Source organism: Streptomyces sp. 2114.4 (genome assembly GCF_900187385.1).
Taxonomy (GTDB): domain Bacteria; phylum Actinomycetota; class Actinomycetes; order Streptomycetales; family Streptomycetaceae; genus Streptomyces; species Streptomyces mooreae.
The window spans coordinates 5277593-5299709 of record NZ_FYEY01000001.1; the positions used below are offsets into that span (position 1 = coordinate 5277593).

The window sequence follows — 22117 nt, forward strand, 5'->3', positions numbered from 1 at the left end:
CGCGGTTCTGCCGCCGGCATGGCCCGTGGGCCGCAGGGGATTCCTCATGCGCCGTTGGCCTGGGCTCATGAACTCTTCCGACCGGCGTCCTTGCGGTGCGGATGTGCCGCCAGCTCCACATTGCGATCAGACACCGCAGAGAAGTCGCCGCAGGCTCGTGCCTCTGCACGTTGCCTCACCAGCGCGGCACAGACATCGCACCCTTCGGCCGGTTCGGGAACGTCAGAAGGGACCGACAGGTAAACGGGCCGCCCCATCGTCGTCTTCGCGTCACTCATTGCTGATTGCCTCCCTGGTTCGTTTGCTCGGTAACAACAAACGGTCCAACGGGGTTTCTGCCGGTGCGTCGTTCAGTCGCGTACTCGACTAAAGATCATGAACGGCATACCGCCGCCCAATCGGCGAGCTTTTCCCGCACTTGATCTCCGAACAGTGCGCACTTCTCATAGTGCGTGAAATCGTTCAGATAGCTTTTGATGTCTCGCCCATCACGAAGAACGAGGCTCCCGGTCATGGTTTCAACGGTGGCCAGCGATGAGTCATAGATCGTGAAGGTGTTCAAAGGCGTGGTTTCTGTAGGGGTGCCGACAGGTATCACGCCGATGCGGATGTTGGGCAAGTGAGTGAGGGAGGCCAGCCGGTCCATCTGCTCAGCCAAAGCGAGCGGAGGGACCACGGGCCACCTGACTGCCTGTTCTGTCAGCAGAAACGTGAATCGCTTCGACTGGTCGTAGAGGATCGCTTGCCTTTCCAGCTTTCCGGCCACTGCCTTGCTGGTGTCCACGGGGGAGTTGGCCAGGCTGGCTCGTGCGTATGCGGGGGTGGCCAGCAGTCCGGTGATCATGGAAAGCAGGAAGTACCGCATATGGGTACAGGAAGATTCGAGTGCTTTGAGCTCCGCCTGACGCGTCCCCAGCCCCTTACGGCGCAGCTCCCGAAGATTCCGCCATTCCGTATGGGCGATCCTGGCCAACTGAGCAACCTCTGCGACCACCTCGGGGGAGGCGTCCAGCGCTTTGAGGATCTGCTCTATGTCGACGAGTGAAGGGCGTACCTTTGCATTCTCGATGCGGCTTACCTTGGACTGGGAGATATTGCAACGCGCAGCGAGCCGGTCCCCTGAGAGACCGGCTGTTTTGCGTAGCTCTTTCAGTTTGGCAGCCAGGCGCTGTGTGGACTGCTCCAACTGCTCTGGCGCGAACGTCACTCCTTCACGTACTCCAGGAACGGAACGGACGCGGCCACCGCAATGCGCTGATACTCGATGAACGGGGCAGGGTCTCCCTCGTACACCTCACGGCTGATCTGGGTGCCATCCGGCTCGTAGTGCATGAGGACGACGGTGGACCGGTCGAACATCCAGAAGTCCTGAACTTCGGGAAGTGGGTTCTCCCGGTCGGTCACATCAAGGATCCGGATGTCCTCACCGGCGCGGACGTGCGGCCTGTAGTAGCGAGAGAACTCGAAATCCAGATACTCGGAGAGAGGGTGAGTCACTACATGGACGCGCCCCTGCCGCCGTCCTTCGCTTCCCTGCTTTCTGAGGCGTTCGGTGTAATCACAGGAAAATGTATCCGGATCGATTCGTTTCCCTGCCCGGAACTCTTCGATCTCTTCCGCCTCTTGCGGTACGAGATATCGGGGAAGGGTCTCCAGTCGCCAGGCCTCCATCCGGAAGTCGCGAAACTTCGCCCGCCACTCATCACCATCCAAGAACACGGATCGCCTCCCGCAGTACGTCTTCCGGGATCTCTACAAGGCTCTTACCCTCGGCCGGAGTGAAGCCGCTGAACAGGTGGCCCTGAACCACGAACGATCCGCGCACCGTCCGGTAGACGTTGGGGCAATCGTCCGCCCCGCATTCCCCGTTGCCGTTGCCCGTGAGTCGGGTGAGCCCAGCGCACTCAGACATGCGAAACCCCCTCTTTCACGGCCCCCGTCGGGCCGGTAATGACGACGTTACGAGGGGTGATGCCCATGCGTCCATGCGCTCTCGCGACTATGCACGTCTTTGCATAAACCGGGCCTCGGAAGCGGACGGCGCGGCTCGGTCCGTCACCTCATGGGATCTCGGGCGCGGTCGTGCGGGCAGGTGGCACAAGCACGGCAAAAAGCCCCCGGCGAAACGCCAGGGGCTCTTCGGGGTCTGCGGTGCGTCAGCTCCCCGACCGCACCGGAATGCTCGTGAACGTAGGTGCCGGTGCCGGGTCCTGGAAGAAGTCGTTGCCCTTGTCGTCGACGACGATGAAGGCCGGGAAGTTCTCGACCTCGATCTTCCAGACCGCCTCCATGCCCAGCTCCTCGTACTCCAGGACCTCGACCTTCTTGATGCAGTCCTGGGCCAGGCGCGCGGCCGGGCCGCCGATGGAGCCGAGGTAGAAGCCGCCGTGCGTGGCGCAGGCGTCGGTGACCTGCTGGGAGCGGTTGCCCTTGGCCAGCATGACCTTGGAGCCGCCGGCCGCCTGGAACTGCTCGACGTAGGCGTCCATCCGGCCGGCCGTGGTCGGGCCGAAGGAGCCGGAGGCGTAGCCCTCGGGCGTCTTGGCCGGGCCCGCGTAGTAGACCGGGTGGTCCTTGAGGTACTGCGGCATCTCGTCGCCGGCGTCCAGCCGCTCCTTGATCTTCGCGTGGGCGATGTCGCGGGCGACGACCAGGGTGCCGGTGAGGGAGAGGCGGGTCTTGACCGGGTGCTTGGTCAGCTCGGCCAGGACGTCGTCCATGGGGCGGTTGAGGTCGATGGCGACCGCGTCGAGGTCGGGGCCGGCGCCCTCGGTCAGCTCCTCCTCCGTCGTCTCCGGGAGGAAGCGGGCCGGGTCGGTCTCCAGCTGCTCCAGGAAGACGCCCTCGGCGGTGATCTTCGCGACGGCCTGGCGGTCCGCGGAGCAGGAGACGGCGATGGCGACCGGGCAGGACGCGCCGTGGCGGGGCAGGCGGACGACGCGGACGTCGTGGCAGAAGTACTTGCCGCCGAACTGCGCGCCGATGCCGATCTTCTGCGTCAGCTCGAAGACCTTCTCCTCCAGCTCCTTGTCACGGAAGCCGTGGCCGGTGGGGGAGCCTTCTGAGGGCAGCTCGTCGAGGTAGTGCGCGGAGGCGTACTTGGCGGTCTTCATCGCGTACTCGGCCGAGGTGCCGCCGACGACGATCGCGAGGTGGTACGGCGGGCAGGCGGCCGTACCGAGCGAACGGATCTTCTGCTCCAGGAACTTCATCATGGAGGCCTCGTTGAGGACCGCCTTGGTCTCCTGGAAGAGGAAGGACTTGTTGGCGCTGCCGCCGCCCTTGGCCATGAAGAGGAACTTGTAGGCGCCGCCGTCGGTCGCGTACAGCTCGATCTGGGCCGGGAGGTTGGAGCCGGTGTTCTTCTCGTCCCACATCGTCAGCGGGGCCATCTGCGAGTAGCGCAGGTTCAGCTGGGTGTAGGCGTCGTAGATGCCGCGGGAGAGGGCCGCCTCGTCGCCGCCCTCGGTCAGCACGTTCTGGCCGCGCTTGCCCATGACGATCGCGGTGCCGGTGTCCTGGCACATGGGCAGGACGCCCGCGGCGGCGATGTTGGCGTTCTTCAGCAGGTCGAGCGCGACGAAGCGGTCGTTGCCGCTGGCCTCGGGGTCGTCCAGGATCTTGCGGAGCTGGGCGAGGTGGGCCGGGCGCAGGTAGTGCGAAATGTCGTGCATCGCCTCGGCGGCCAGCTTGCGCAGCGCCTCCGGCTCGACCTTGAGGAACGTCCGCCCGTCGGCCTCGAAGGTGCTCACGCCCTCCGCGGTGACGAGGCGGTACGGGGTGGTGTCCTCACCTACGGGGAGAAGGTCGGTGTAGGCGAATTCCGGCATCGAAGGTCATTCCTTACTCGGAGAGGTCCGGCTGGCATCTACGGCAGCGCCTCCACAGCGTAGAACCCCGGGCTGCGGACGCCGCTGTGAGGTCAGGCTCAGTCGGCGGGAGAGCCGTCTCCGCCGATCCCTGGTCGCGATCTATCGCGTTTCGCTACGCTGAGCCCGTGGATGCAGACAACGGGGGACGACCGGGCCCCGAGAACCCGCCCGGACCGCTTCAGAAGCAGGACGAACGGGGGGAGCGGCAGCCGGTGAAGCAGCCGGTGAACATGACCAAGCCGCCGTCCGCGCACTCCGGGCAGTCCGCGCCGTCCGCGGTGGCCGAGGCGGACATCCGGGCGTCCGATGCCGACCGCGACCGGGTCGCCGAGATCCTTCGCGAGGCGCTGGCCGAGGGCCGGCTGGACCCGCAGGAGCACGCCGAGCGGATCGACACGGTCTACCGTGCCAAGACCATGGGTGAACTGGAGCCCGTCATACGGGATCTGCCCGCGGCGGGTGCCGGCCGCGGGCATCAGGGCCCGGACGCGTATGTCCACGGCCCCCGCGCCCCGGTCCCGGACCAGAACCTCGTCGCGATCTTCAGCGCCTCCGTCCGCAAGGGCCGGTGGCAGGCCCCCGCGCGGATCAACGCCTTCGCGCTCTTCGGCAGCGTCGAGATCGATCTGACCGAGGCGGTCTTCCCGCAGCAGCAGGTCCAGATCAATGTCACGGCCGTCTTCGGCAGCGTGGAGATCCGGGTCCCGGAGAACATCACCCTGCGCAGCAGCGGCTCCGGCATCCTCGGCAACTTCGAGATCGAGACCCATGATGCCGAGGACGGCAACGCCCCGCAGATCCTGGTCAACGGCTATGCCGTACTGGGCAGCGTGGAGGCCAAACCCAAGCGTGGCGCCTGGATCCGAGATCTGCGCGACCGGGTGTGGGAGGGCCACCGGGCGCTGCGCCACGAGTTGCGCGAGGAGCGGCGTGAACGGCACCACCAACTGCGCCACGACCGCCAGGAGTGGCAGGAACGGCTGCGCGCCGCACGGCGTGAGCGCCGGGACCGGTTCCGGTAAGGGAACGGGAGGACAAGGGAGGACAAGGGGGGGCGCGAGGCCGCCGGGGGGAGGGGGCAGAGCGTGCGCGATCGGCCACCGCCCAGGCGCGGGTGAGCCGTTGGACGCGGCCTGGCGGCAGCTCGGAGGCGGCGCCACCCGCGATTGTCCCGTTGTCGCACGATCGCCACGGTGTGCATAAGCGTGCGTACAGCGGGTAGGGCTGGTGCATCGTCTCTCGTACGGCTGCGGGGTGCGGAAATCGGCCGTGCGCAGCGAGACGGGCAAGGGTGATTCTCGCGCCGAAGCCGTCGTCAGGAGTAGACCGTGCTGCTACCGCATCAGCCCCTGCAGGATGCCGCTGTCGTTCCGTCCCAGCAAGTGCCTGATCGCGACGAGGCCGGCCCCTGGCATTCGGAGGCGGTGTGCCGCCGGGACGAAGCCGGGCTGTTCTTCGCCCCGTCCAAGGAGCCGACCGCCGCGCGGCTGGCCAGGGAAGAAGCCGCGAAGCGGGTCTGCGCCCGCTGTCCCGTGATGGTCGAATGCCGGGAGCATGCGCTGCTCCAGCCCGAGCCGTACGGCGTCTGGGGCGGTCTGACCGCGGCCGAGCGCCGGGTCGTACTGACCCGTCGGCGGCGCCGGGAGGCCGAGCTCCAGCGAGCCGCCCATATGCCGGCGGCCGGATAGCGGCCGCGCGAGGCTTCGGCCCATAGGACGCCCCCAGGCAGGACGCACCCCAGGGCGTATGGGCCACTTCGCCCCCGCCGGAGACGCTCCGGCGGGGGCGAAGTGTGGGGACGGCGGGCCGGTTGCACGGGCCGGCCGCACCATCCGCTAGCTGGGGCGCTCGAAGTCCACCGAGCTGTACGCACGCAGCTTGGACAGCCGGTGCTGGGAATCGATCTGGCGGATGGTGCCGGACTTGGAGCGCATCACCAGGGACTGGGTGTAGGCGTTCTCGGCGCGGTAGCGCACACCGCGCAGCAGTTCGCCGTCGGTGATGCCGGTGGCGACGAAGAAGACGTTGTCGCCGCGGACCAGGTCGCCGATCTCCAGCACCTTGTCCAGGTCGTGCCCGGCATCCAGCGCCCGCTGCCGCTCCTCGTCGTCCTTGGGCCACAGCTTGCCCTGGAAGGCGCCGCCCAGACACTTCAGCGCACAGGCCGCGATGATGCCCTCGGGCGTACCGCCGATGCCGAGCAGCAGGTCCACGCCGGTGCCCTCACGGGCCGCCATGATCGCGCCGGCGACATCGCCGTCGGCGATGAACTTGATCCGGGCCCCGGCCTCCCGGACCTCCTTGACCAGGCCGTCGTGACGGGGCCGGTCCAGGATGACCACGGTGACGTCCTCGACCGCGGACTTCTTCGCCTTCGCGATGCGCTTGATGTTCACGGCCACCGGCGCCGTGATGTCGACGAAGTCCGCCGCCTCCGGGCCCGTGGCGAGCTTGTCCATGTAGAAGACCGCGGACGGGTCGAACATCGAGCCGCGCTCGGCCACCGCCATCACGGACACGGCGTTCGCCATGCCCTTGGCGGTCAGCGTCGTCCCGTCCACCGGGTCCACGGCCACGTCGCACTCCGCGCCGGTGCCGTCACCCACGCGCTCGCCGTTGTAGAGCATCGGGGCGTTGTCCTTCTCGCCCTCTCCGATGACCACGACGCCGTTCATCGAGACGGTGTGGATCAGGGCGCGCATGGCCTTCACCGCCGCGCCGTCCGCGCCGTTCTTGTCACCTCGCCCCACCCAGCGGCCCGATGCCATGGCGCCGGCCTCGGTGACCCGGACGAGTTCCAGGGCGAGGTTGCGGTCCGGCGCCTCGGGGCTGACCTCGAGTTGGGACGGGAGATGATGCTCGCTCATCGAGCGCACCTTTCTGAACGGCGACGGCCGTGAAGGAATGAGGGTGGCTGTGCGGGGGTGCGGGGGTTTCCCCCGGAGGTTCACAGTATCTCCAGGCCGTCAAAATGAGCAGAGGGCCCTACGCATGAGCAGCGGCGGGGGAGCCGGTCACCTGGGTATTTGCACGGGTGACGGGCTTTGCCGGGGGGCCTGTCGGGGCCGCGGCGGGGATGGGGGACCATAGGGGCGTGGCAGGTATGCGAGGCAGGCAAACGGTGCGGGACATGGTCCTGTCACTGGCGGTGATCGGCATCCTCGTCGGGGCGATCTATCTCTTCATCCCGCACGACGAGAGCGCGGAAGCGGCGAGGAACGCGGTCAAGAAGGTCGACTACCGCGTCGAACTGATCACGGCCCGGCGGGCGGCGCCCTACCCGGTCGCCGCGCCCGAGGGGCTGCCCAAGACCTGGCGTGCCACCTCCGTCTCGTACAAGGCGAACGAGGACGGCAAGGGCGGTGCCTGGCACCTGGGCATGCTCGACCCGGAGCAGGAGTACGCGGCCGTCGAGCAGAGCGATGCCGTGCCGCGGAAGTTCATACAGGAGGTCACGCTCGGCGCGACCAAGGCCGAGGGCAAGCAGGCCGTCGGCAGCAAGAAGTGGGACCGCTACAAGGGCGACAAGTACAACGCGCTGGTCCGCGAGGAGCCCGGGGTGACCACGGTTGTCACCGGCACCGCGCCCTACGGGCGGCTCGCCGACCTGGCCGCCGCGCTGGTGGCGAAGAAGAGCTGAGCGGCGGGGACGCCGAGCGGGAGACCGAGGAGGCCGCCGCACCCGGGAGGGGTGCGGCGGCCTCCTGCGTCGCGCGGGCGGGGGCCGCCCTGCGCGTGGCGCGGGCGGGGGTCCTCAGGTGCGGGCGGGGATCATCCTCGGCGTCTGCTCAGACGGTGGCGACGGCCTCGTCGAAGGTCAGCCGCGGGGAGCGCGGGAAGAACGCGTCGGTGCCCGGCTTGCCGATGTTGATGACGAGGAACGACTTCTGCTTGCCGTCGCCGAAGAACTCCTTGTCGATGCCGGTGAAGTCGAAGCCGGTCATCGGGCCGGCGGCCAGGCCGGCGGCGCGGATGCCGACGATGAAGTAACCGGCCTGGAGGGTGGCGTTCTGGGTCCCGGCGATCTCGCGGCGCGCGACCTCGGAGAAGAAGGTGTCCTTGATGCCCGGGGCGTGCGGGAAGAGGTGCGGCAGCTTCTCGTGGAAGTCCAGGTCCACGGAGAGGATCGCGGTCAGCGGCGCGCCGAGGGTCTTCGGGCCGTTGGCGCCCATGGCGTGGTTGACCAGGCGCTCACGGGCCTCCTGGGAGCGGACCAGGGTTATCCGCAGCGGCGACTGGTTGAAAGCGGTCGGGCCGAACTTCACCAGGTCGTAGATGGCCTGGACCTGCTCGTCCGTCACCGGCTCGTCCGTGAACGTGTTGGCGGTCTGGGCCTCCCGGAACAGGAGGTCCTGAGCGGCGGCGTCAAGGGCGAGAGACATAAAGGCACCTCGGTGAGTGAGCTGGGTTCAGGTTCTGTGGCACTGCAGACATTAGTGATCATGCACGCACTACAGGGGTCTTACGGGAAACCACTGTAGTGCAGATAGATTAAGTTTCAACTAAATCGCGGGTGCTGTGAGGCGGTTCACAGGGATTTGCCTCGTCGTCGTTGCGGTCTTTGTGACGGGAGGGGAGGGGCGGCCAGGGCCTGCCCCCGGCGCGCTCCGCCGCTACGCGCGCTCCGCCGCTACGCGCGCTCCGCCGCTACGCGCGCTCCGCCGCTACGCGCGCTCCGCCGCTACGCGCGCTCCGCCTCCGGCCCCTCCGGCGACTGGGCCAGCGCCGCGTCCAGCCGCGCCCGTGCGCCGTCCAGCCAGCGTCGGCAGACCTTCGCCAGTGCCTCGCCGCGCTCCCACAGCGCAAGCGACTCCTCCAGCGTCGTGCCGCCCGCCTCCAGGCTGCGGACGACCTCGATCAGCTCGTCCCGCGCCTGCTCATAGCCCAGCGTGGAGTCCACCGACTCCACCGACTCCACCGGGGCCGCCGCGCCGGCCGCCGCACCCTGCTCCGCGTCCGCCGCGCCATCCGTCTTCGCCTTCGCCATGTCTCCCACCCTAAGAGTCTGCCTTTGCACTATTCGGGGGGTGTGACCGCGCCCGGGACGCCGTCCACCCGCACCCTGAACTCGCCCTCGGCCACCCGGGCCCGCAGCGCCTCGTCCGCGCCGACCTCGTCCGGTGAGCGCACCGCCGTGCCGTCCGGTTTCTGGAGCACCGCATAGCCGCGTTCCAGCGTCGCCTTGGGGGAGAGCGCGACCACCCGGGCCAGGGTGTGCGTCAGCTCCGAGTCGGCACGGTCCAGCAGATGCCCCAAAGTCCGCCGGCCGCGCTCCAGCAGCGCCGTGACCTGCTCTTCGCGGTCCTCGACCATCCGCTGCGGCCGCTGTATGCACGGCCGCTGCAGCGCCGCCGCGAGCCCCCGCTCCTCCCGCTGCAGAAAGCCGTCGACGGCGCGCAGCGCCCGCTCCCGCAGCTGCTGGACCCGGGCCAGCTCCTCGCCCACGTCCGGCACCACCTTCTTCGCCGCGTCCGTCGGCGTCGAGGCACGCAGATCGGCGACCAGGTCCAGCAGCGGGGTGTCCGGCTCGTGCCCGATCGCCGAGACGACGGGTGTCACGGCCGCGCTCACGGCCCGGACGAGCTGTTCGTCGGAGAACGGCAGCAGGTCCTCCACGCTGCCGCCGCCCCGCGCGACGATGATCACGTCCACCTCGGGCAGCGCGTCCAGCTCCTGGACCGCCGCGACCACCTGCGGGACCGCATGCACCCCCTGGACCGGCACATTGCGCACCGCGAAACGGACGGCCGGCCAGCGGTGCCGGGCGTTCTCCAGGACGTCCCGCTCGGCGGCGCTCGCCCGGCCGCAGACCAGCCCGATCAGCTGCGGCAGGAACGGCAGCGGCTTCTTGCGGGCCGCGGCGAACAGCCCCTCCGCCGCCAGCGACTTCTTCAACTGCTCCAGCCGGGCGAGGAGTTCACCGACTCCGACCGGCTTGATCTCGGCGGCCCGCAGCGACAGCTGGCCACGCGGGGCGTACCACTCGGGCTTGGCGTGCACCACCACCCGGGCGCCCTCGCTCACCACGTCGGCGACCTTGTCGAAGACCTGGCGGTAGCACGTCACGCTCACCGAGATGTCGTACGACGGGTCACGCAGCGTCAGAAAGACCACTCCCGCGCCGGGGCGCCGCGAGAGCTGGGTGATCTGCCCCTCGACCCACACCGCGCCGAGCCGGTCGATCCAACCGCCGATGAGCCGGGACACCTCGCCGACCGGGATCGGCGTTTCCGGGGACGTAGAAACAGCCATACGAGCGAGACTAGCGGCGGGCACTGACAGTGGCGGCGCGCTCGCGCGGTGGATGACCCGGCGGGCGGACCCCTCCGGTGACGGGACCGCCTGCCGCGGAGGGGCCGTCCGCACCCGTCGGCCCCCACCCGTCGGCCCCCACCCGTCGGCCCGCACCCGTTGGCCCGTAGCCGCCTGCCCGTACGGGGCCCGCGCCCTGCCCGCACCCCCGGCCGGCCCGCACCCCGCCCCCACCGCAACCCCTCACCCCCGCACCCCACCCCCGCCTACCCACCCCCGGTACCGCACTGCCAGCACCACCAGCCCCACCACCAGCCAGGCCCCGCCCACGGCCCGCGCGGCGGCCGAGGCCTCGGCGATCACCGCGACCACCACCGCCAGCCCAAGCAACGGCACCACCAGATGCCGCAGCACGCTCGGCGTCCCGCCCGCCCGGCGGATCCAGAACCAGCCGGTCACCGACGCGTGCAGCAGCCCGAACGCGGTCAGCGCCCCCACGTTCACGACCGAGGACAGCTGGTCGAGCCCGTCGTCCCTGCGGGCCGCCCACACCGCCGCCACCAGCGACACCAGCGCCGCGCCCAGCAGCGCCCTGCGCGGTACCCCGCTGCCCGTGTCCACCTTCGACATCGCCCCGGGCAGCCGCCGGTCCCTGGCCATCGCGAACAGCAGCCGGCCGGCCGCCGCCTGTCCCGCCAGCGCCGCGAACGCCGCGCCGATGGCTTTGCTCACCGCCACCAGGTCGTGCAGCCAGCGGCCCACCGACGCGTCGACCGTGGCGTAGAAGGCGCCGCCCTGCTCGCCCGGCCGGGCCGCCAGCTCCGCCGCGCTCACCGGCATCAGCAACGCCGCCAGATACGTCTGCGCCGCGAACAGCACACCGGCCACCGCCAGACAGGCCAGCACAGCCCGCGCCACCCGGTCCGGCCCGCCGGTCACCCGGCCCGGTCCCTCGGCCACCCCGTCCCCGCCGGCCACCCCGTCCCCGTCGACATCCCCGGCCCCGGCCGTCCCGGCAGGCGCCCGGCCCCAGGCGGTCCCGGCAGACACCCGGCCCCCGCCCGTCCCGGCAGGCGCCACCCGGCCCCCGGCCTCCTCCGCGAACGACGCGATCGCGTCGAACCCCAGATACGACAGCACCGCCACCGACACCGCGGCCAGCACCGCCCGCACCGAGAACCCGCCCTCGCCGGTCAGCGGCTCGGCCCAGCCCCGCTGCGTCCCGTGCGCGACCAGTTCGGCGACCGCCGACACCACGAACACCGCGAGCACCACGATCTCCATCGCCAGCACCGCGAACCCCACCCGGGCCGCCGTCCGCACGCCCCACAGATTCAGCAGCGTGGTCACGGCCACCGCCAGCGCCGTCCACACCCACTGGTGCACGGACGGCACCAGCGCATGCAGCGCGATCCCGGAGAACAGGTACGCGACCGCCGGAATCAGCAGATAGTCCAGCATCGCCATCCACCCGGCGACGAACCCCGCACCCTCGCCCAGACCCACCCGGGCGTACGTATAGACCGAACCGGCCTGCGGGGCGACCCGCACCATCTGGGCGTACGAGTAGGCGGTGAACGCCATCGCGACCGTCGCGACCAGGTAGACGGCGGTGACCGCACCGTGCGAGGTGGCCTGCAGCGTGCCGAAGATCCCGACCGGCGCCATCGGGGCGATGAACAGCAGCCCGTAGACGACCAGATCCCGGAACGTCAGCGTCCGCCGCAGCGCACCAAGGGCGCCGGAGCCCCCGTCCCCGCCGGCCGCGGTGCCCGCTCCGCCGCCGGGCCCCGCGCCGCCCGTGCCGCCGCTCGTGCCCGGCATCCTGCCTCCTCGCTCCGTGCCGCCCCAGTCTCGGACAACGGCGTGATCTTCCGGGGCGGGGCCACGCCTTTACGATGGGACGCATGACTTCCTCGCCCAGCCCGACGCCCGCCACCACCCCGGGCGAAGACGCTTCGCGCCGCAGCGACCGTCGCAAGGTCCTGCTCGCCGCTCCCCGTGGCTACTGTGCGGGCGTGGACCGCGCCGTGATCGCTGTCGAGAAGGCCCTCGAGCAGTACGGCGCCCCCGTTTACGTACGCCACGAGATCGTCCACAACAAGTACGTCGTGAAGACCCTGGAGAAGAAGGGCGCCATCTTCGTCGACGAGACGGAGGAGGTGCCCGAGGGCAACATCGTCATCTTCTCCGCGCACGGCGTGGCGCCCGTCGTCCACGAAGAGGCCAAGCGCGGCAAGCTCGCCACCATCGACGCCACCTGCCCGCTGGTCACCAAGGTCCACAAGGAAGCCGTCCGCTACGCCAAGGAGGACTACGACATCCTCCTGATCGGCCACGAGGGCCACGAAGAGGTCATCGGCACCAGCGGTGAGGCCCCCGAGCACATCACGCTGGTCGACGGCCCCGAGGACGTCGCCAATGTCGAGGTCCGCGACCCGGAGAAGGTCGTCTGGCTCTCCCAGACCACCCTCTCGGTCGACGAGACCATGGAGACGGTGGACGCCCTCAAGGGCCGCTACCCCAACCTCCTCTCGCCGCCCAGCGACGACATCTGCTACGCGACCCAGAACCGCCAGATCGCGGTGAAGCAGATGGGCGCCCAGGCCGACCTCGTCATCGTCGTCGGCTCCAAGAACTCCTCGAACTCCGTGCGCCTGGTCGAGGTGGCGCTGGGCGCGGGCGCCCGCGATGCCCATCTGGTCGACTACGCCGAGGAGATCGACGAGGCCTGGCTGGAGGGCGTCGGCACGGTCGGTGTCACCTCCGGCGCCTCCGTCCCCGACGTGCTCGTCCACGGCGTCCTGGACTGGCTCGCCCAGCGCGGCTACGAGGACGTGGAGACCATCACGGCCGCCGAGGAGTCCATCCACTTCTCGTTGCCCAAGGAGCTCCGCCGGGACCTGCGCGCCGAGGCCAAGGCGGCAACCGAGGACTGAGCCCGCCGCGTTCGCCGCGCCGCCCCGGCCACCGGTCGGTGCATCCCGGGGGCGGGCGGCCCCGCCGACACCTAGCCTTTTCCCATGAAGGTCTTCGGTGTGGACATCGGCGGATCGGGCATCAAAGGTGCCCCGGTGGATCTGGAGCGCGGCGAGCTCGCGGAGGAGCGCCACAAGGTGCTGACCCCGCATCCGGCCACCCCGGATGCGGTCGCGGCCGGCGTCAAAGAGGTCGTGGACCACTTCGGGTGGACGGGGCCGGTCGGCGCGACCTTCCCCGGTGTGGTCACCGACGGGACGACCCGTACCGCCGCCAATGTCGACAAGGGCTGGATCGGGCTCGACGCGGCCGCGCTGCTCACCACGCGGCTCGGCGGCGAGGCCGGCGGCAGCCCCGTCACGGTGCTCAACGACGCTGACGCGGCCGGCCTGGCCGAAATGCGCTTCGGCGCCGGCCGCGGCCGCACCGGCACGGTCATCGTGCTCACCCTCGGCACGGGCATCGGCAGCGCCCTCTTCACCGACGGCCGCCTGGTGCCCAACTCCGAGCTCGGCCACCTGGAGCTGCACGGCCATGACGCCGAGAAGCGGGCCTCCACCAAGGCCAAGGAGGACGAGGAACTGAGCTGGCAGCACTGGGCGCACCGAGTGCAGAAGTACCTCGCCCATGTGGAGATGCTGTTCTCACCCGAGCTGTTCGTGATCGGCGGCGGGGTGAGCCGCAAGGCGGAGAAGTTCCTGCCGCTGATCGAGGGCGTCAGCGCGGAGATCGTGCCGGCTCAGCTTCAGAACAATGCGGGGATTGTGGGTGCCGCGATGGCTGCGTACGCCGCTCGGGCTGGCGAGCCACCTGCCGCGGACGGTTCCCCGGCCGCGGCCGCTCCCTCTCGGGCGCCCGCCCCGTCGGCCGGTCCTGCGGACCGCGCGGTGCGCTCCGCGGTCGACTCGCCGGTCGGCTGGCCCGACGCCGGGCAATGATCAGCACCCGGCGGACGATCGCGAGCAGCGCGCTGATCAGCGTGCCGGCGTAGAGCCAGCCGGCGTTCAGCGCGAGGACGGTGAAGACGCCCATCAGCAGTCCGTCGAACCCGCCCGCGCCGTGTTGCAGCGGCAGCGCACCGAGCGTGAACGCGATCGGCAGCGTGACCGGCGCGATGACCAGGTCGAACGGCCTGACCCAGAGCGCCGCGGCGATCCCGACCAGCACGTAGCAGACGCCGTACGGGCCCGGTGCCCCGCCGAGCAGCAGCCGGTCCAGGAAGGCGAAGGCCAGCAGCGCCAGCGTCGCCAGCAGCCAGCAGCCGAGTCCGGTGAGCTTGGCCGCCGGCATCCGGCGGCGCAGGGCGGGCGGCGGGGACGGCAGGGGGCTCTGGGGGCGCGCCCGGTAGACGGTCGCGGACTCCGTGCCCTCCGGTGGGGCCGCGGTGCGTCCCGAAGCCGCCGCCCCGGGCACCCGGGCGGGCGCGCGGAGGGGGCCGGCCGGTGCGGGACCGCGCCCCGCGGACCGAGCGAGCGCGGGTGCGGACGCCGGTACGGCCGCGAACCCGGAGGCCCGCATCGCGGTGAGGAAGTCGTCGTCGGGGTCGGGGGCCACGGCCTCCGCGGGGCGCGGGAGCCGGGCGTCCTGGCCCGCGGGCGGATGTGCGGACCGCGGCGGGCTGTGCTGGGGGGTGCGCGCTTCGTGTTGCTCCACTCGTCAACGGTAGGCCGCTAAGTGGGATTAACCGGTTGCGGGACACGCGCTTTGGGCCGAGGTTCGGACTGATTCGCTCCGGGGCCGGGGTGGGGCGGGGTGCGGCCGGTCCCGGTGGCGGCGGCTCGGCCCCGGCCGCCCCGTAGACTGGTGGATCGGCCCTCCCGGGGCCGTGCCCACCCCACCACCTCTCGCTCGGAAGTCGAGTCGCCACGTGTCGCTCACGATCGGAATCGTCGGTCTGCCGAATGTCGGCAAGTCGACCATGTTCAACGCCCTGACCAAGAACGACGTGCTGGCGGCCAACTACCCGTTCGCCACCATCGAGCCGAACGTCGGCGTCGTCGGTGTCCCCGACCCGCGGCTGGCCAAGCTGGCCGAGATCTTCGCCTCCCAGAAGATCCTCCCCGCCACCGTCGACTTCGTGGACATCGCGGGCATCGTCCGCGGCGCCTCCGAGGGCGAGGGCCTGGGGAACAAGTTCCTCGCGAACATCCGCGAGTCCGATGCGATCTGCCAGGTCATCCGCGCCTTCAAGGACGAGAACGTCGTCCACGTCGACGGCAAGGTCTCGCCCAAGGACGACATCGAGACCATCAACACCGAGCTGATCCTCGCCGACCTGCAGACCATCGAGAAGGTGCTGCCGCGTCTCCAGAAGGAGTCGCGCATCAAGAAGGACGTGGTCCCGAAGGTCAAGGCGGTCGAGGAGGCCAAGGCGATCCTGGAGAAGGGCGACACGCTGTTCTCCGCCGGAATCGTCCAGGGCTCCGGCAACGAAGAGCTCCTGCACGACCTTCACCTCCTCACCACCAAGCCCTTCCTCTACGTCTTCAACGTCGACGAGGACGAGCTGACCGACGAGGACTTCAAGAACGAGCAGCGCGCCCTGGTCGCCCCCGCCGAGGCGATCTTCCTGAACGCCAAGCTGGAGGCCGACCTCGCCGAGCTGGACGAGGACGAGGCCCTGGAACTCCTCCAGTCCGTCGGCCAGGAAGAGCCGGGCCTGGCCACCCTCGCCCACGTCGGCTTCAACACCCTCGGCCTGCAGACCTACCTGACGGCCGGCCCCAAGGAAACCCGGGCCTGGACCATCAAGAAGGGCGCCACCGCCCCCGAGGCCGCCGGAGTCATCCACACCGACTTCCAGAAGGGCTTCATCAAGGCCGAGATCATCTCCTTCGCCGACCTGGTGGAAACCGGCTCGGTCGCCGACGCCCGCGCCGCGGGCAAGGCCCGCATGGAGGGCAAGGAGTATGTGATGCAGGACGGGGATGTGGTGGAGTTCCGGTTCAACGTGTGACGGCCTCCGGGGCACCGATGTAGCGACCTGGCAAACGCTCAGGCCAGAAGGGGTCCGACTCGCTGGGGTCGGGCCCCTGTTCTTTCCCGTGCTGGGATGGCTGACCCTTCGTCACCTGGCATCATCCCTGTTCATCCCAGCCGTGCTGGGATCGTGTTGGTGCCGGTGAGGCCCCGTGCAGGCGAGGAGCGGGAGCTGGCCCTTTTGCCTTCTTCCGGTGCTGACCTGGGGCCTCTCAGCCGGACCGGCCCGGTGCGAGCTTGTCCAGATCGAGGTTGATCTCGAACGGCAGGGACCGCTGCAGCGTGTGGCGGAAAATCCCGGCCGGCGCGTAGGAGCGGGTCGGCTCGTCGAGCTCGTAGACGTGTACGGCAGGGACGGTGTCCTCGTCCTCGATGCACCAGTAGTGCCGGATGCCGGCCTCGGCGTACTTGCGGAGCTTGACGGTCCGGACGCGGTGGGCGGATTCAGGGGAGACGACCTCGACAACGAGTTGCACTTCTTCCGGCGCGAACCAGGTGCGGTCACCTTCGTAGTCGGCGGTCGTCACCAGTAGATCCGGCTCGGGCCGATTGCGTTGGTCGAGCTTGATTGTCATCTCTCGGCCGACTCGAACACCGGCAGGTGCCTGCTCCATCAGGGCGACAGTGAGCATGGTGACGAGGTGGCCGTGCCACCACCGCTGTGGCGACATCGCGAAGACGAGCGCTCCGTCGATGAGCTCGGTATGGCGGGGCGCCTCGGGGAGGCGGTCCAGGTCCTCCGCGAACCAGCCTTCCGCGCGCGGCGGGCGCATCCAGTCGGGCAGTGCGGTCATGGCTCAACCGTAGCGACTCGGCGAGACCGGGGCCACGAGATCATCAACGTCGGAGCGGGCCCGCCGCTTCGGTCAGGAAGGTGCGCCGGACAGGACTTCCACCTTGCCGCTGTCGAGCGAGTAGTAGGCGCCCACCACGGCGAGGCTGCCCTTGGCCACCAGCGGGGCCAGGTCCTGGTTGGAGCGCAGGTTGGCGGCGGTCAGCTTGACCTGGGCGCGGGCCATGGTGTCGACGGGGTCGCCGCCGCCCTCGTGGACGGTCTGCTCGTACGCCGGCCGCAGGGCCCTGGCGATCGCCTGCAGGTTGCCGGGCAGGGGCTTGCCGTCGCGGAAGGACTTGTAGGACGCCTCGACGGCGCCGCAGCGCTGGTGTCCGAGGACCACGATGAGGGGGGTGCCGCTCGTCATGGGGCCGTACTCCACGGAGCCGGTGACGACCGGGTCGACGGCCTCCCCGCCGGTGCGCATCACGTAGAGGTCACCCAGGCCGGTGTCGAAGAGGAGCTCGGGCGGGACCCGGGAGTCGATGCACGAGAGGACCGAGCCGAACGGCTTCTGCTTCTCGGCCACGAACTGGCGCCGGTTCGGGTCGCGGTCGGGATGCTGAAGGTCTCCGCTCACCCAGCGCTCATTGCCGTCCATGAGTCTCCGGAATGCCGCTTCGGGCGTGGTCGGCCGTGCCGGCGACGGAGAGCCGGCCGCCAAGGGGGCGGCGCTGGTCGGGGCGGCGCTGGTCGTGGCGCAGCCCGCCAGCGCGACGGTGGCGGCCGCAACGCCGCCGGCGAGCAGTGCTCTGCGATCCGGATGTCCCGCTCCGTCCATGGGCCGTTCCCCTCAGTTCGCTGAGATGCGTCCGTACGTGTTGACCAGGGCGATTGTCCAGCGCGGGGGCGGCACCCGACCGCAGGCGCAAGCGGGCGCGGGCCACTTTGCCACCGACGGCCCACAGCAAGCGCGGTTCCGTGGGCGATGGGCCTCGCCCCGTACCCCCGGCGTCAGGAGCCCGTCCTCCCGGCGTCAGGAGGAGGCGGCGATGACTGAGCGCGCGTCCCCCGGAAGCCGCTTCGTGGGGGAGGAAGGAGGGCAGGCGCCGGGAGAGCCTTTGGCGGGCGCTCAGGCGGGCGCTCACGCGGGCGCTCAGCGCGGAAAGAGCTGGAAGAGCGTGGTGGGGCGGCCCCGGTAGCGCTCGCCGCCGGTGCGCAGCATCTGCTCGATGAAAGTGCGGGCGTATGCGCGCGGATCCTGTTCGGCGCCGCGCAGGCCGTTGATGTACGCCCCGTGCGCCGCCAGCGAGTCGACCGCGCGGTCGATGCCGGGGCCGACCTCCGCGGCGTGCGTGGGGTGCGGGGAGCCCGCCACGGCCACCCAGCGGACGCCGTTCCAGGGCGCCAGGCCCTTCGCGCCGGCGAGTTCGGGGAAGATCCAGCGGTTGCCGGCGTCGCCCGCGGCGTCGAGGACGGCGCGGCCGACGACCCGGTGGTCCGGGCTGTTCCAGTGGCCGCCGCCCCAGGTGTCGTGGTGGTTGAGGGTGAGCAGCAGCTCGGGGCGGTGGCGCCGGACGGCCGCGGACAGATCGCGGCGCAGCGCCAGGCCGGGCTCGATGACGCCGTCGTGGTGGTGGTCGAGGAATTCGACGGTGTGGACGCCGACCACTGCGGCGCCGGCCCGCTGCTCGGTCTCGCGGACCGCGGCGGCCTCCCCGGGGGCGAGTCCGTCGATGCCGGCCTCACCGCGGGTGACCAGGAGGTAGCTGACCTCGCGCCCCGCGGCGGTCCATTCGGCGATGGCGGCCGCGGCGCCATATTCGAGGTCGTCGGGGTGCGCGACGATGGCGAGGGCCCGCTGCCAGTCCTTGGGCATGGCGGAGAGCTGGGGTTCGGCGGGCATGGGGTCCCTTCCTTCCCGTCCTGATACCGCGTCCCGCGTTCCGTTGCCGGGGCTGTGCCGTCTTTTGGCTGCTGGGTCTGCTGGGTCTGCTGGGTCTGCTGGGTTTGTTGTGTCTGACGACCGCGGCCTGCCATGCGATCCGGGCGCCGTGCGATCCGTGCGCCGTTCGGGCGTCTCGTCCCTCCCTCGCCCGCGCTGCCCGCTCCGGCCCAGCCGTGCTTCCTTTTCGATCGTGACACGCATGGGCGACGGCCACCGGGTGGAAAGTAAGGGTGGGGTGGCGCGGGGTGGGGGTACGAGAACCCGTGGTGCCCGGCCTCGGTCGTTTACACGGGCTGAGCTGGGTTTCATCACATCAGGTGAATATCTGGCCCAAGCTTGCGATCGGCAACGCGCGGTTGCCACGCTGTTGCTCACCGTCAAGCTGTTGGGAGGGGCACGTGCCTTTCGGTGAGCAGCCCGCATACCTCCGCGTCGCCGGCGACCTGCGCCAGAAGATCGTCGACGGGGTGCTGCCGCCGCACACCCGCCTTCCCTCCCAGGCGCGCATCCGTGAGGAGTACGGCGTCTCGGACACCGTCGCCCTGGAGGCGCGCAAGGTCCTGATGGCCGAGGGGCTGGTCGAGGGCCGCTCGGGATCGGGTACCTACGTACGCGAACAGCCCGTCCCGCGCCGTATCGCCCGCGTCGGCTTCCACTCGGCGGGCGGCTGTACGCCGTTCCGGCAGGAGCAGACGGACGAGCGGGTGCGGGGCACCTGGGAGTCCCACAGCGAGCAGGAGCCGGCCGGCGTGGCGATCGCCGCCCGGCTGCGCATCCCGCAGGACGCCAAGGTGATGCGGACGCGCTATGTCTTCCGGGCGGAGGGGGAGCCGTCGATGCTCTCGACCTCCTGGGAGCCCCTGGAGGTGACCGGCCGGACGCCCGTGATGCTGCCGGAGGAGGGGCCGCTGGCGGGCCGCGGGGTGGTCGAGCGGATGGCGGCCATCGATGTGGTGGTGGACAACGTCGTCGAGGAGGTCGGGGCGCGGCCCGCGCTGGCGGAGGAGGCCATGACGCTGGGCGGGGTCCCCGGGCACGGCGCCCTGGTCGTCTCCCGGACGTACTTCGCGGGCGGCAGGCCGGTCGAGACGGCCGATGTCATCACCCTCGCGGACCGGTACCGGGTCACGTATCACCTGCCGGTGAAGTAGCCGCGAAGCTCTCCGCTGCCGCTCCCGCATCCCCGTGTGCGCGTGCGCGAGACGCCCTCATCTCGGTCCTGGTTCTCTGATGGGTGTCCGGTTCGTGGCTATTCATACACAAAATTTGGCTGAAACCTTGTGTTGGATAAGTCACAGACCCTCAACTACAGGCCTTTTTCCGGCTGCTGTGGGAAGCCGACGCTCCGATTCGCTCTTACGATGGCGAAGTTTGTGCACGGCACGGGGGAAGACCAGGAGACCAAGCACGTGAGCACGACGAAGACCCCGAGCGCGGAGCAGGGCTCGCACTCGAATTACCGTCGGTCCCTCGGGACCATCGCCCTGACCGCCACGGGTCTCGGGTCCATCATCGGCTCCGGCTGGCTCTTCGGAGCCGAACGTGCCGCCGCGATTGCGGGCCCGGCCGCGATTCTCGCCTGGGTCATCGGGGCGCTCGTCGCCCTCACGATCGCGCTCACCTACACCGAGCTCGGCTCGATGTTCCCGAAGGCCGGCGGCATGGTCCGCTACGGCCAGTACTCGCACGGCTCGCTCGCCGGGTACCTCGCGGCCTGGGCGAACTGGATCGCGATCGTCTCGGTCATCCCGGGTGAGGCCACCGCCTCCGTCCAGTACATGAGCTCCTGGGACTTCGGCTGGGCGCATGCGCTCTACGACGGCACGGAGCTGACCGGCACCGGCGTCGGGCTGGCCAGCATCCTGCTGATCTTCTACTTCTTCCTCAACTGGTTCGCGATCTCGCTGTTCGCGAAGACCAACACCGCGATCACGGTCTTCAAGGTCGTCGTCCCGGTGCTGACCGCGAGCGCGCTGATGGTGGCGCACTTCGACACCGGCAACATCACCCACCACGGCGGCTTCACGCCCAACGGCTGGAGCTCGGTCTTCACCGCCGTCGCCGTGTCCGGCATCGTCTGGGCCTACAACGGCTTCCAGTCACCGCTGAACATGGCCGGTGAGGCCCGCAACCCCGGCAAGTCGCTGCCGAAGGCCGTGGTGTGGTCGATCGTCATCGCGCTGGTCATCTATGTCGCACTGCAGGTCGCGTTCCTGATGGCGGTGCCCGGCGACAAGCTGACCGCCGGCGGTGGCTGGGCCTCTCTCGGCTTCAACTCGCCGCTCGCCGACCTCGCGGTGGCCTGGGGCCTGAACTGGCTGGCGCTGCTGCTGTACGCGGACGCCTTTGTCTCGCCGTCCGGCACCGGCATGATCTACGCGGCCACCACCTCGCGCATGATCCAGGGCGTGCAGGAGAACGGTCATCTGCCCGGCATCTTCGGCAAGGTGGACAAGAAGACCGGTGTGCCGCGTCCGGCGCTGCTGCTCAACCTCGTCATCGCCTTCCTGTTCCTCGCGGTCTTCCGCGGCTGGGGCTCGCTCGCCGAGATCGTTTCGGTCGCCACGGTCATCTCGTACATCACCGGACCGGTCGCCGTGATGTCGCTGCGCCGCCTGTCGCCGGACCTCACGCGGCCGGTCAAGCTGCGGGCGATGCCGGTCATCGCGCCGATCGCGATGGTCTTCGGTTCGCTGGTCCTGTACTGGGGCCGCTGGCCGCTGACCGGCAAGGTCATCCTGATCATGGCCGTCGGGCTGCCGGTCTGGGCCTGGTACGAGATCGGCAAGCCGCTGACCCAGGGCCGCAAGCCGTGGGCCGAGCTGCGTCCGCACCTCAAGGCCGGTGCCTGGATGGTCGCGTATCTGCTGGTCATGGCCGCTGCCTCGTACCTGGGCGGCAAGGACTTCGGCGGCAAGGGCTATCTGCCGGAGGGCTGGGACATCCTCCTGGTCGCCGTGATCGGTCTCGTCTTCTACTACTGGGGCGTGCGCAGCTCCTGGCGCAACCCGACGCTGCTCCAGGCCGAGGCGGAGGCCGCGGCCCAGGCGGCGGACGAGGATGAGGCCGCGTCCGAAGGGTCCAAGGTCTCCGTCGGCGCCTAAGGGGGCACCCCAAGCCGCTCCCGCACCACTTCGTGCATATCGCCCGGGACCCCTCGGGAACCACCGGCCACTCGCAGGCCGCTTCCGGTACGCCGGAGGCCCGCGGGTGGCCGGTTCGGTATCTCTTTGTGAAAATCCATATCCGGTGAGTAAAGGTCGGGCGTAGGCTCGGGCATATGCGGATTGCGATTTCGGCATCAGCAGACCA

20 protein-coding genes and 1 pseudogene are annotated in these 22117 nt (G+C 70.0%); 8 read left to right on the top strand and 13 right to left on the bottom strand.

Features of this window, described 5'->3' with window-relative positions; genetic code table 11:
• Positions 1–373: 373 nt before the first annotated feature.
• From CFW40_RS23370 to CFW40_RS23385, 4 genes are all read right to left on the bottom strand, one after another.
• Positions 374–1207, bottom strand: a complete 834-nt coding sequence (locus CFW40_RS23370; protein WP_088799721.1) for a helix-turn-helix transcriptional regulator — start codon at positions 1205–1207, stop codon at positions 374–376.
• Positions 1204–1719, bottom strand: coding sequence for a DUF6879 family protein (locus CFW40_RS23375; protein WP_088799722.1), 516 nt, complete (start codon positions 1717–1719; stop codon positions 1204–1206). Before CFW40_RS23375 ends, CFW40_RS23370 begins: the two co-directional genes overlap by 4 nt.
• A complete protein-coding gene (locus CFW40_RS38265) occupies positions 1703–1912 on the bottom strand; it encodes a hypothetical protein (RefSeq protein WP_088799723.1) in 210 nt (69 codons plus the stop codon). Before CFW40_RS38265 ends, CFW40_RS23375 begins: the two co-directional genes overlap by 17 nt.
• A 244-nt stretch (positions 1913–2156) precedes the next feature.
• Positions 2157–3830: a fumarate hydratase gene (locus tag CFW40_RS23385; RefSeq protein ID WP_088799724.1), complete on the bottom strand. Its 1674-nt coding sequence runs from the start codon at positions 3828–3830 to the stop codon at positions 2157–2159.
• Between the two features lie 167 nt (positions 3831–3997).
• Between CFW40_RS23385 and CFW40_RS23390 the strand changes: the two genes are divergently transcribed.
• Positions 3998–4894 (top strand): DUF1707 domain-containing protein, encoded by an 897-nt coding sequence (locus tag CFW40_RS23390; protein WP_256331318.1) that lies wholly within the window; start codon positions 3998–4000, stop codon positions 4892–4894.
• Between the two features lie 306 nt (positions 4895–5200).
• Complete coding sequence (locus tag CFW40_RS23395) at positions 5201–5560, top strand: WhiB family transcriptional regulator (protein ID WP_088799725.1); 360 nt, start codon at positions 5201–5203, stop codon at positions 5558–5560.
• A gap of 147 nt (positions 5561–5707) precedes the next feature.
• On the opposite strand, the gene glpX is transcribed toward CFW40_RS23395, so the two are convergent.
• The gene (glpX, locus tag CFW40_RS23400; RefSeq protein ID WP_088799726.1) at positions 5708–6739 is read right to left on the bottom strand and encodes a class II fructose-bisphosphatase; all 1032 of its coding nucleotides are present in this window, start codon (positions 6737–6739) and stop codon (positions 5708–5710) included.
• A gap of 236 nt (positions 6740–6975) precedes the next feature.
• Here glpX and CFW40_RS23405 point away from each other — a divergent pair, with 236 nt between their 5' ends.
• Positions 6976–7512: a DUF4245 domain-containing protein gene (locus tag CFW40_RS23405; protein ID WP_088799727.1), complete on the top strand. Its 537-nt coding sequence runs from the start codon at positions 6976–6978 to the stop codon at positions 7510–7512.
• Positions 7513–7660: 148 nt separating this feature from the next.
• On the opposite strand, the gene CFW40_RS23410 is transcribed toward CFW40_RS23405, so the two are convergent.
• The 4 genes from CFW40_RS23410 to CFW40_RS23425 form a co-directional block, all read right to left on the bottom strand.
• Positions 7661–8254 (bottom strand): malonic semialdehyde reductase, encoded by a 594-nt coding sequence (locus CFW40_RS23410; RefSeq protein WP_088799728.1) that lies wholly within the window; start codon positions 8252–8254, stop codon positions 7661–7663.
• 299 nt (positions 8255–8553) lie between these two features.
• The gene (locus CFW40_RS23415; RefSeq protein ID WP_088799729.1) at positions 8554–8859 is read right to left on the bottom strand and encodes an exodeoxyribonuclease VII small subunit; all 306 of its coding nucleotides are present in this window, start codon (positions 8857–8859) and stop codon (positions 8554–8556) included.
• 29 nt (positions 8860–8888) lie between these two features.
• Positions 8889–10124 carry an exodeoxyribonuclease VII large subunit gene (xseA, locus tag CFW40_RS23420; RefSeq protein WP_088799730.1) on the bottom strand — a complete coding sequence of 412 codons (1236 nt, stop codon included), beginning with the start codon at positions 10122–10124 and terminating at the stop codon, positions 8889–8891.
• Positions 10125–10367: 243 nt separating this feature from the next.
• Complete coding sequence (locus tag CFW40_RS23425) at positions 10368–11948, bottom strand: APC family permease (protein WP_088799731.1); 1581 nt, start codon at positions 11946–11948, stop codon at positions 10368–10370.
• An 83-nt stretch (positions 11949–12031) separates the two neighbouring features.
• Between CFW40_RS23425 and CFW40_RS23430 the strand changes: the two genes are divergently transcribed.
• Both CFW40_RS23430 and ppgK read left to right on the top strand, forming a co-directional pair.
• Complete coding sequence (locus CFW40_RS23430) at positions 12032–13063, top strand: 4-hydroxy-3-methylbut-2-enyl diphosphate reductase (protein ID WP_088799732.1); 1032 nt, start codon at positions 12032–12034, stop codon at positions 13061–13063.
• A gap of 84 nt (positions 13064–13147) precedes the next feature.
• Positions 13148–14041, top strand: a complete 894-nt coding sequence (gene ppgK, locus CFW40_RS23435) for a polyphosphate--glucose phosphotransferase (protein WP_088799733.1) — start codon at positions 13148–13150, stop codon at positions 14039–14041.
• Positions 14042–14102: 61 nt separating this feature from the next.
• On the opposite strand, the pseudogene CFW40_RS38740 reads toward ppgK, so the two are convergent.
• A pseudogene (locus CFW40_RS38740) lies at positions 14103–14621 on the bottom strand (DUF6542 domain-containing protein); the annotation flags it as partial.
• A gap of 349 nt (positions 14622–14970) precedes the next feature.
• On the opposite strand from CFW40_RS38740, the gene ychF reads away from it, so the two are divergent.
• Positions 14971–16059 (top strand): redox-regulated ATPase YchF, encoded by a 1089-nt coding sequence (gene ychF, locus CFW40_RS23445; protein WP_088799734.1) that lies wholly within the window; start codon positions 14971–14973, stop codon positions 16057–16059.
• 235 nt (positions 16060–16294) lie between these two features.
• Here the strand turns inward: ychF and CFW40_RS23450 are convergent, their stop codons facing one another.
• From CFW40_RS23450 to CFW40_RS23460, 3 genes are all read right to left on the bottom strand, one after another.
• The gene (locus CFW40_RS23450; RefSeq protein WP_088799735.1) at positions 16295–16876 is read right to left on the bottom strand and encodes a Uma2 family endonuclease; all 582 of its coding nucleotides are present in this window, start codon (positions 16874–16876) and stop codon (positions 16295–16297) included.
• A 72-nt stretch (positions 16877–16948) separates the two neighbouring features.
• Positions 16949–17698 carry a carbonic anhydrase gene (locus CFW40_RS23455; protein ID WP_176956403.1) on the bottom strand — a complete coding sequence of 250 codons (750 nt, stop codon included), beginning with the start codon at positions 17696–17698 and terminating at the stop codon, positions 16949–16951.
• A 315-nt stretch (positions 17699–18013) separates the two neighbouring features.
• A complete protein-coding gene (locus CFW40_RS23460; protein WP_088799736.1) occupies positions 18014–18763 on the bottom strand; it encodes a PIG-L deacetylase family protein in 750 nt (249 codons plus the stop codon).
• A 440-nt stretch (positions 18764–19203) separates the two neighbouring features.
• Here CFW40_RS23460 and CFW40_RS23465 point away from each other — a divergent pair, with 440 nt between their 5' ends.
• The gene (locus CFW40_RS23465; RefSeq protein WP_088799737.1) at positions 19204–19956 is read left to right on the top strand and encodes a GntR family transcriptional regulator; all 753 of its coding nucleotides are present in this window, start codon (positions 19204–19206) and stop codon (positions 19954–19956) included.
• A 210-nt stretch (positions 19957–20166) separates the two neighbouring features.
• Positions 20167–21909, top strand: a complete 1743-nt coding sequence (locus CFW40_RS23470) for an APC family permease (protein ID WP_256331317.1) — start codon at positions 20167–20169, stop codon at positions 21907–21909.
• Positions 21910–22117: the final 208 nt, after the last annotated feature.

Bases quoted from the DNA above. Each gene is read 5' to 3' on its own strand.
- CFW40_RS38265 (WP_088799723.1), bottom strand. From the start codon at position 1,912: ATGTCTGAGTGCGCTGGGCTCACCCGACTCACGGGCAACGGCAACGGG.
- CFW40_RS23385 (WP_088799724.1), bottom strand. From the start codon at position 3,830: ATGCCGGAATTCGCCTACACCGACCTTCTCCCCGTAGGTGAGGACACC.
- glpX (WP_088799726.1), bottom strand. From the start codon at position 6,739: ATGAGCGAGCATCATCTCCCGTCCCAACTCGAGGTCAGCCCCGAGGCG.
- CFW40_RS23405 (WP_088799727.1), top strand. From the start codon at position 6,976: ATGCGAGGCAGGCAAACGGTGCGGGACATGGTCCTGTCACTGGCGGTG.
- CFW40_RS23410 (WP_088799728.1), bottom strand. From the start codon at position 8,254: ATGTCTCTCGCCCTTGACGCCGCCGCTCAGGACCTCCTGTTCCGGGAG.
- CFW40_RS23415 (WP_088799729.1), bottom strand. From the start codon at position 8,859: ATGGCGAAGGCGAAGACGGATGGCGCGGCGGACGCGGAGCAGGGTGCG.
- xseA (WP_088799730.1), bottom strand. From the start codon at position 10,124: ATGGCTGTTTCTACGTCCCCGGAAACGCCGATCCCGGTCGGCGAGGTG.
- CFW40_RS23425 (WP_088799731.1), bottom strand. From the start codon at position 11,948: ATGCCGGGCACGAGCGGCGGCACGGGCGGCGCGGGGCCCGGCGGCGGA.
- CFW40_RS23430 (WP_088799732.1), top strand. From the start codon at position 12,032: ATGACTTCCTCGCCCAGCCCGACGCCCGCCACCACCCCGGGCGAAGAC.
- ppgK (WP_088799733.1), top strand. From the start codon at position 13,148: ATGAAGGTCTTCGGTGTGGACATCGGCGGATCGGGCATCAAAGGTGCC.
- CFW40_RS23450 (WP_088799735.1), bottom strand. From the start codon at position 16,876: ATGACCGCACTGCCCGACTGGATGCGCCCGCCGCGCGCGGAAGGCTGG.
- CFW40_RS23455 (WP_176956403.1), bottom strand. From the start codon at position 17,698: ATGGACGGAGCGGGACATCCGGATCGCAGAGCACTGCTCGCCGGCGGC.
- CFW40_RS23460 (WP_088799736.1), bottom strand. From the start codon at position 18,763: ATGCCCGCCGAACCCCAGCTCTCCGCCATGCCCAAGGACTGGCAGCGG.
- CFW40_RS23470 (WP_256331317.1), top strand. From the start codon at position 20,167: ATGGCGAAGTTTGTGCACGGCACGGGGGAAGACCAGGAGACCAAGCAC.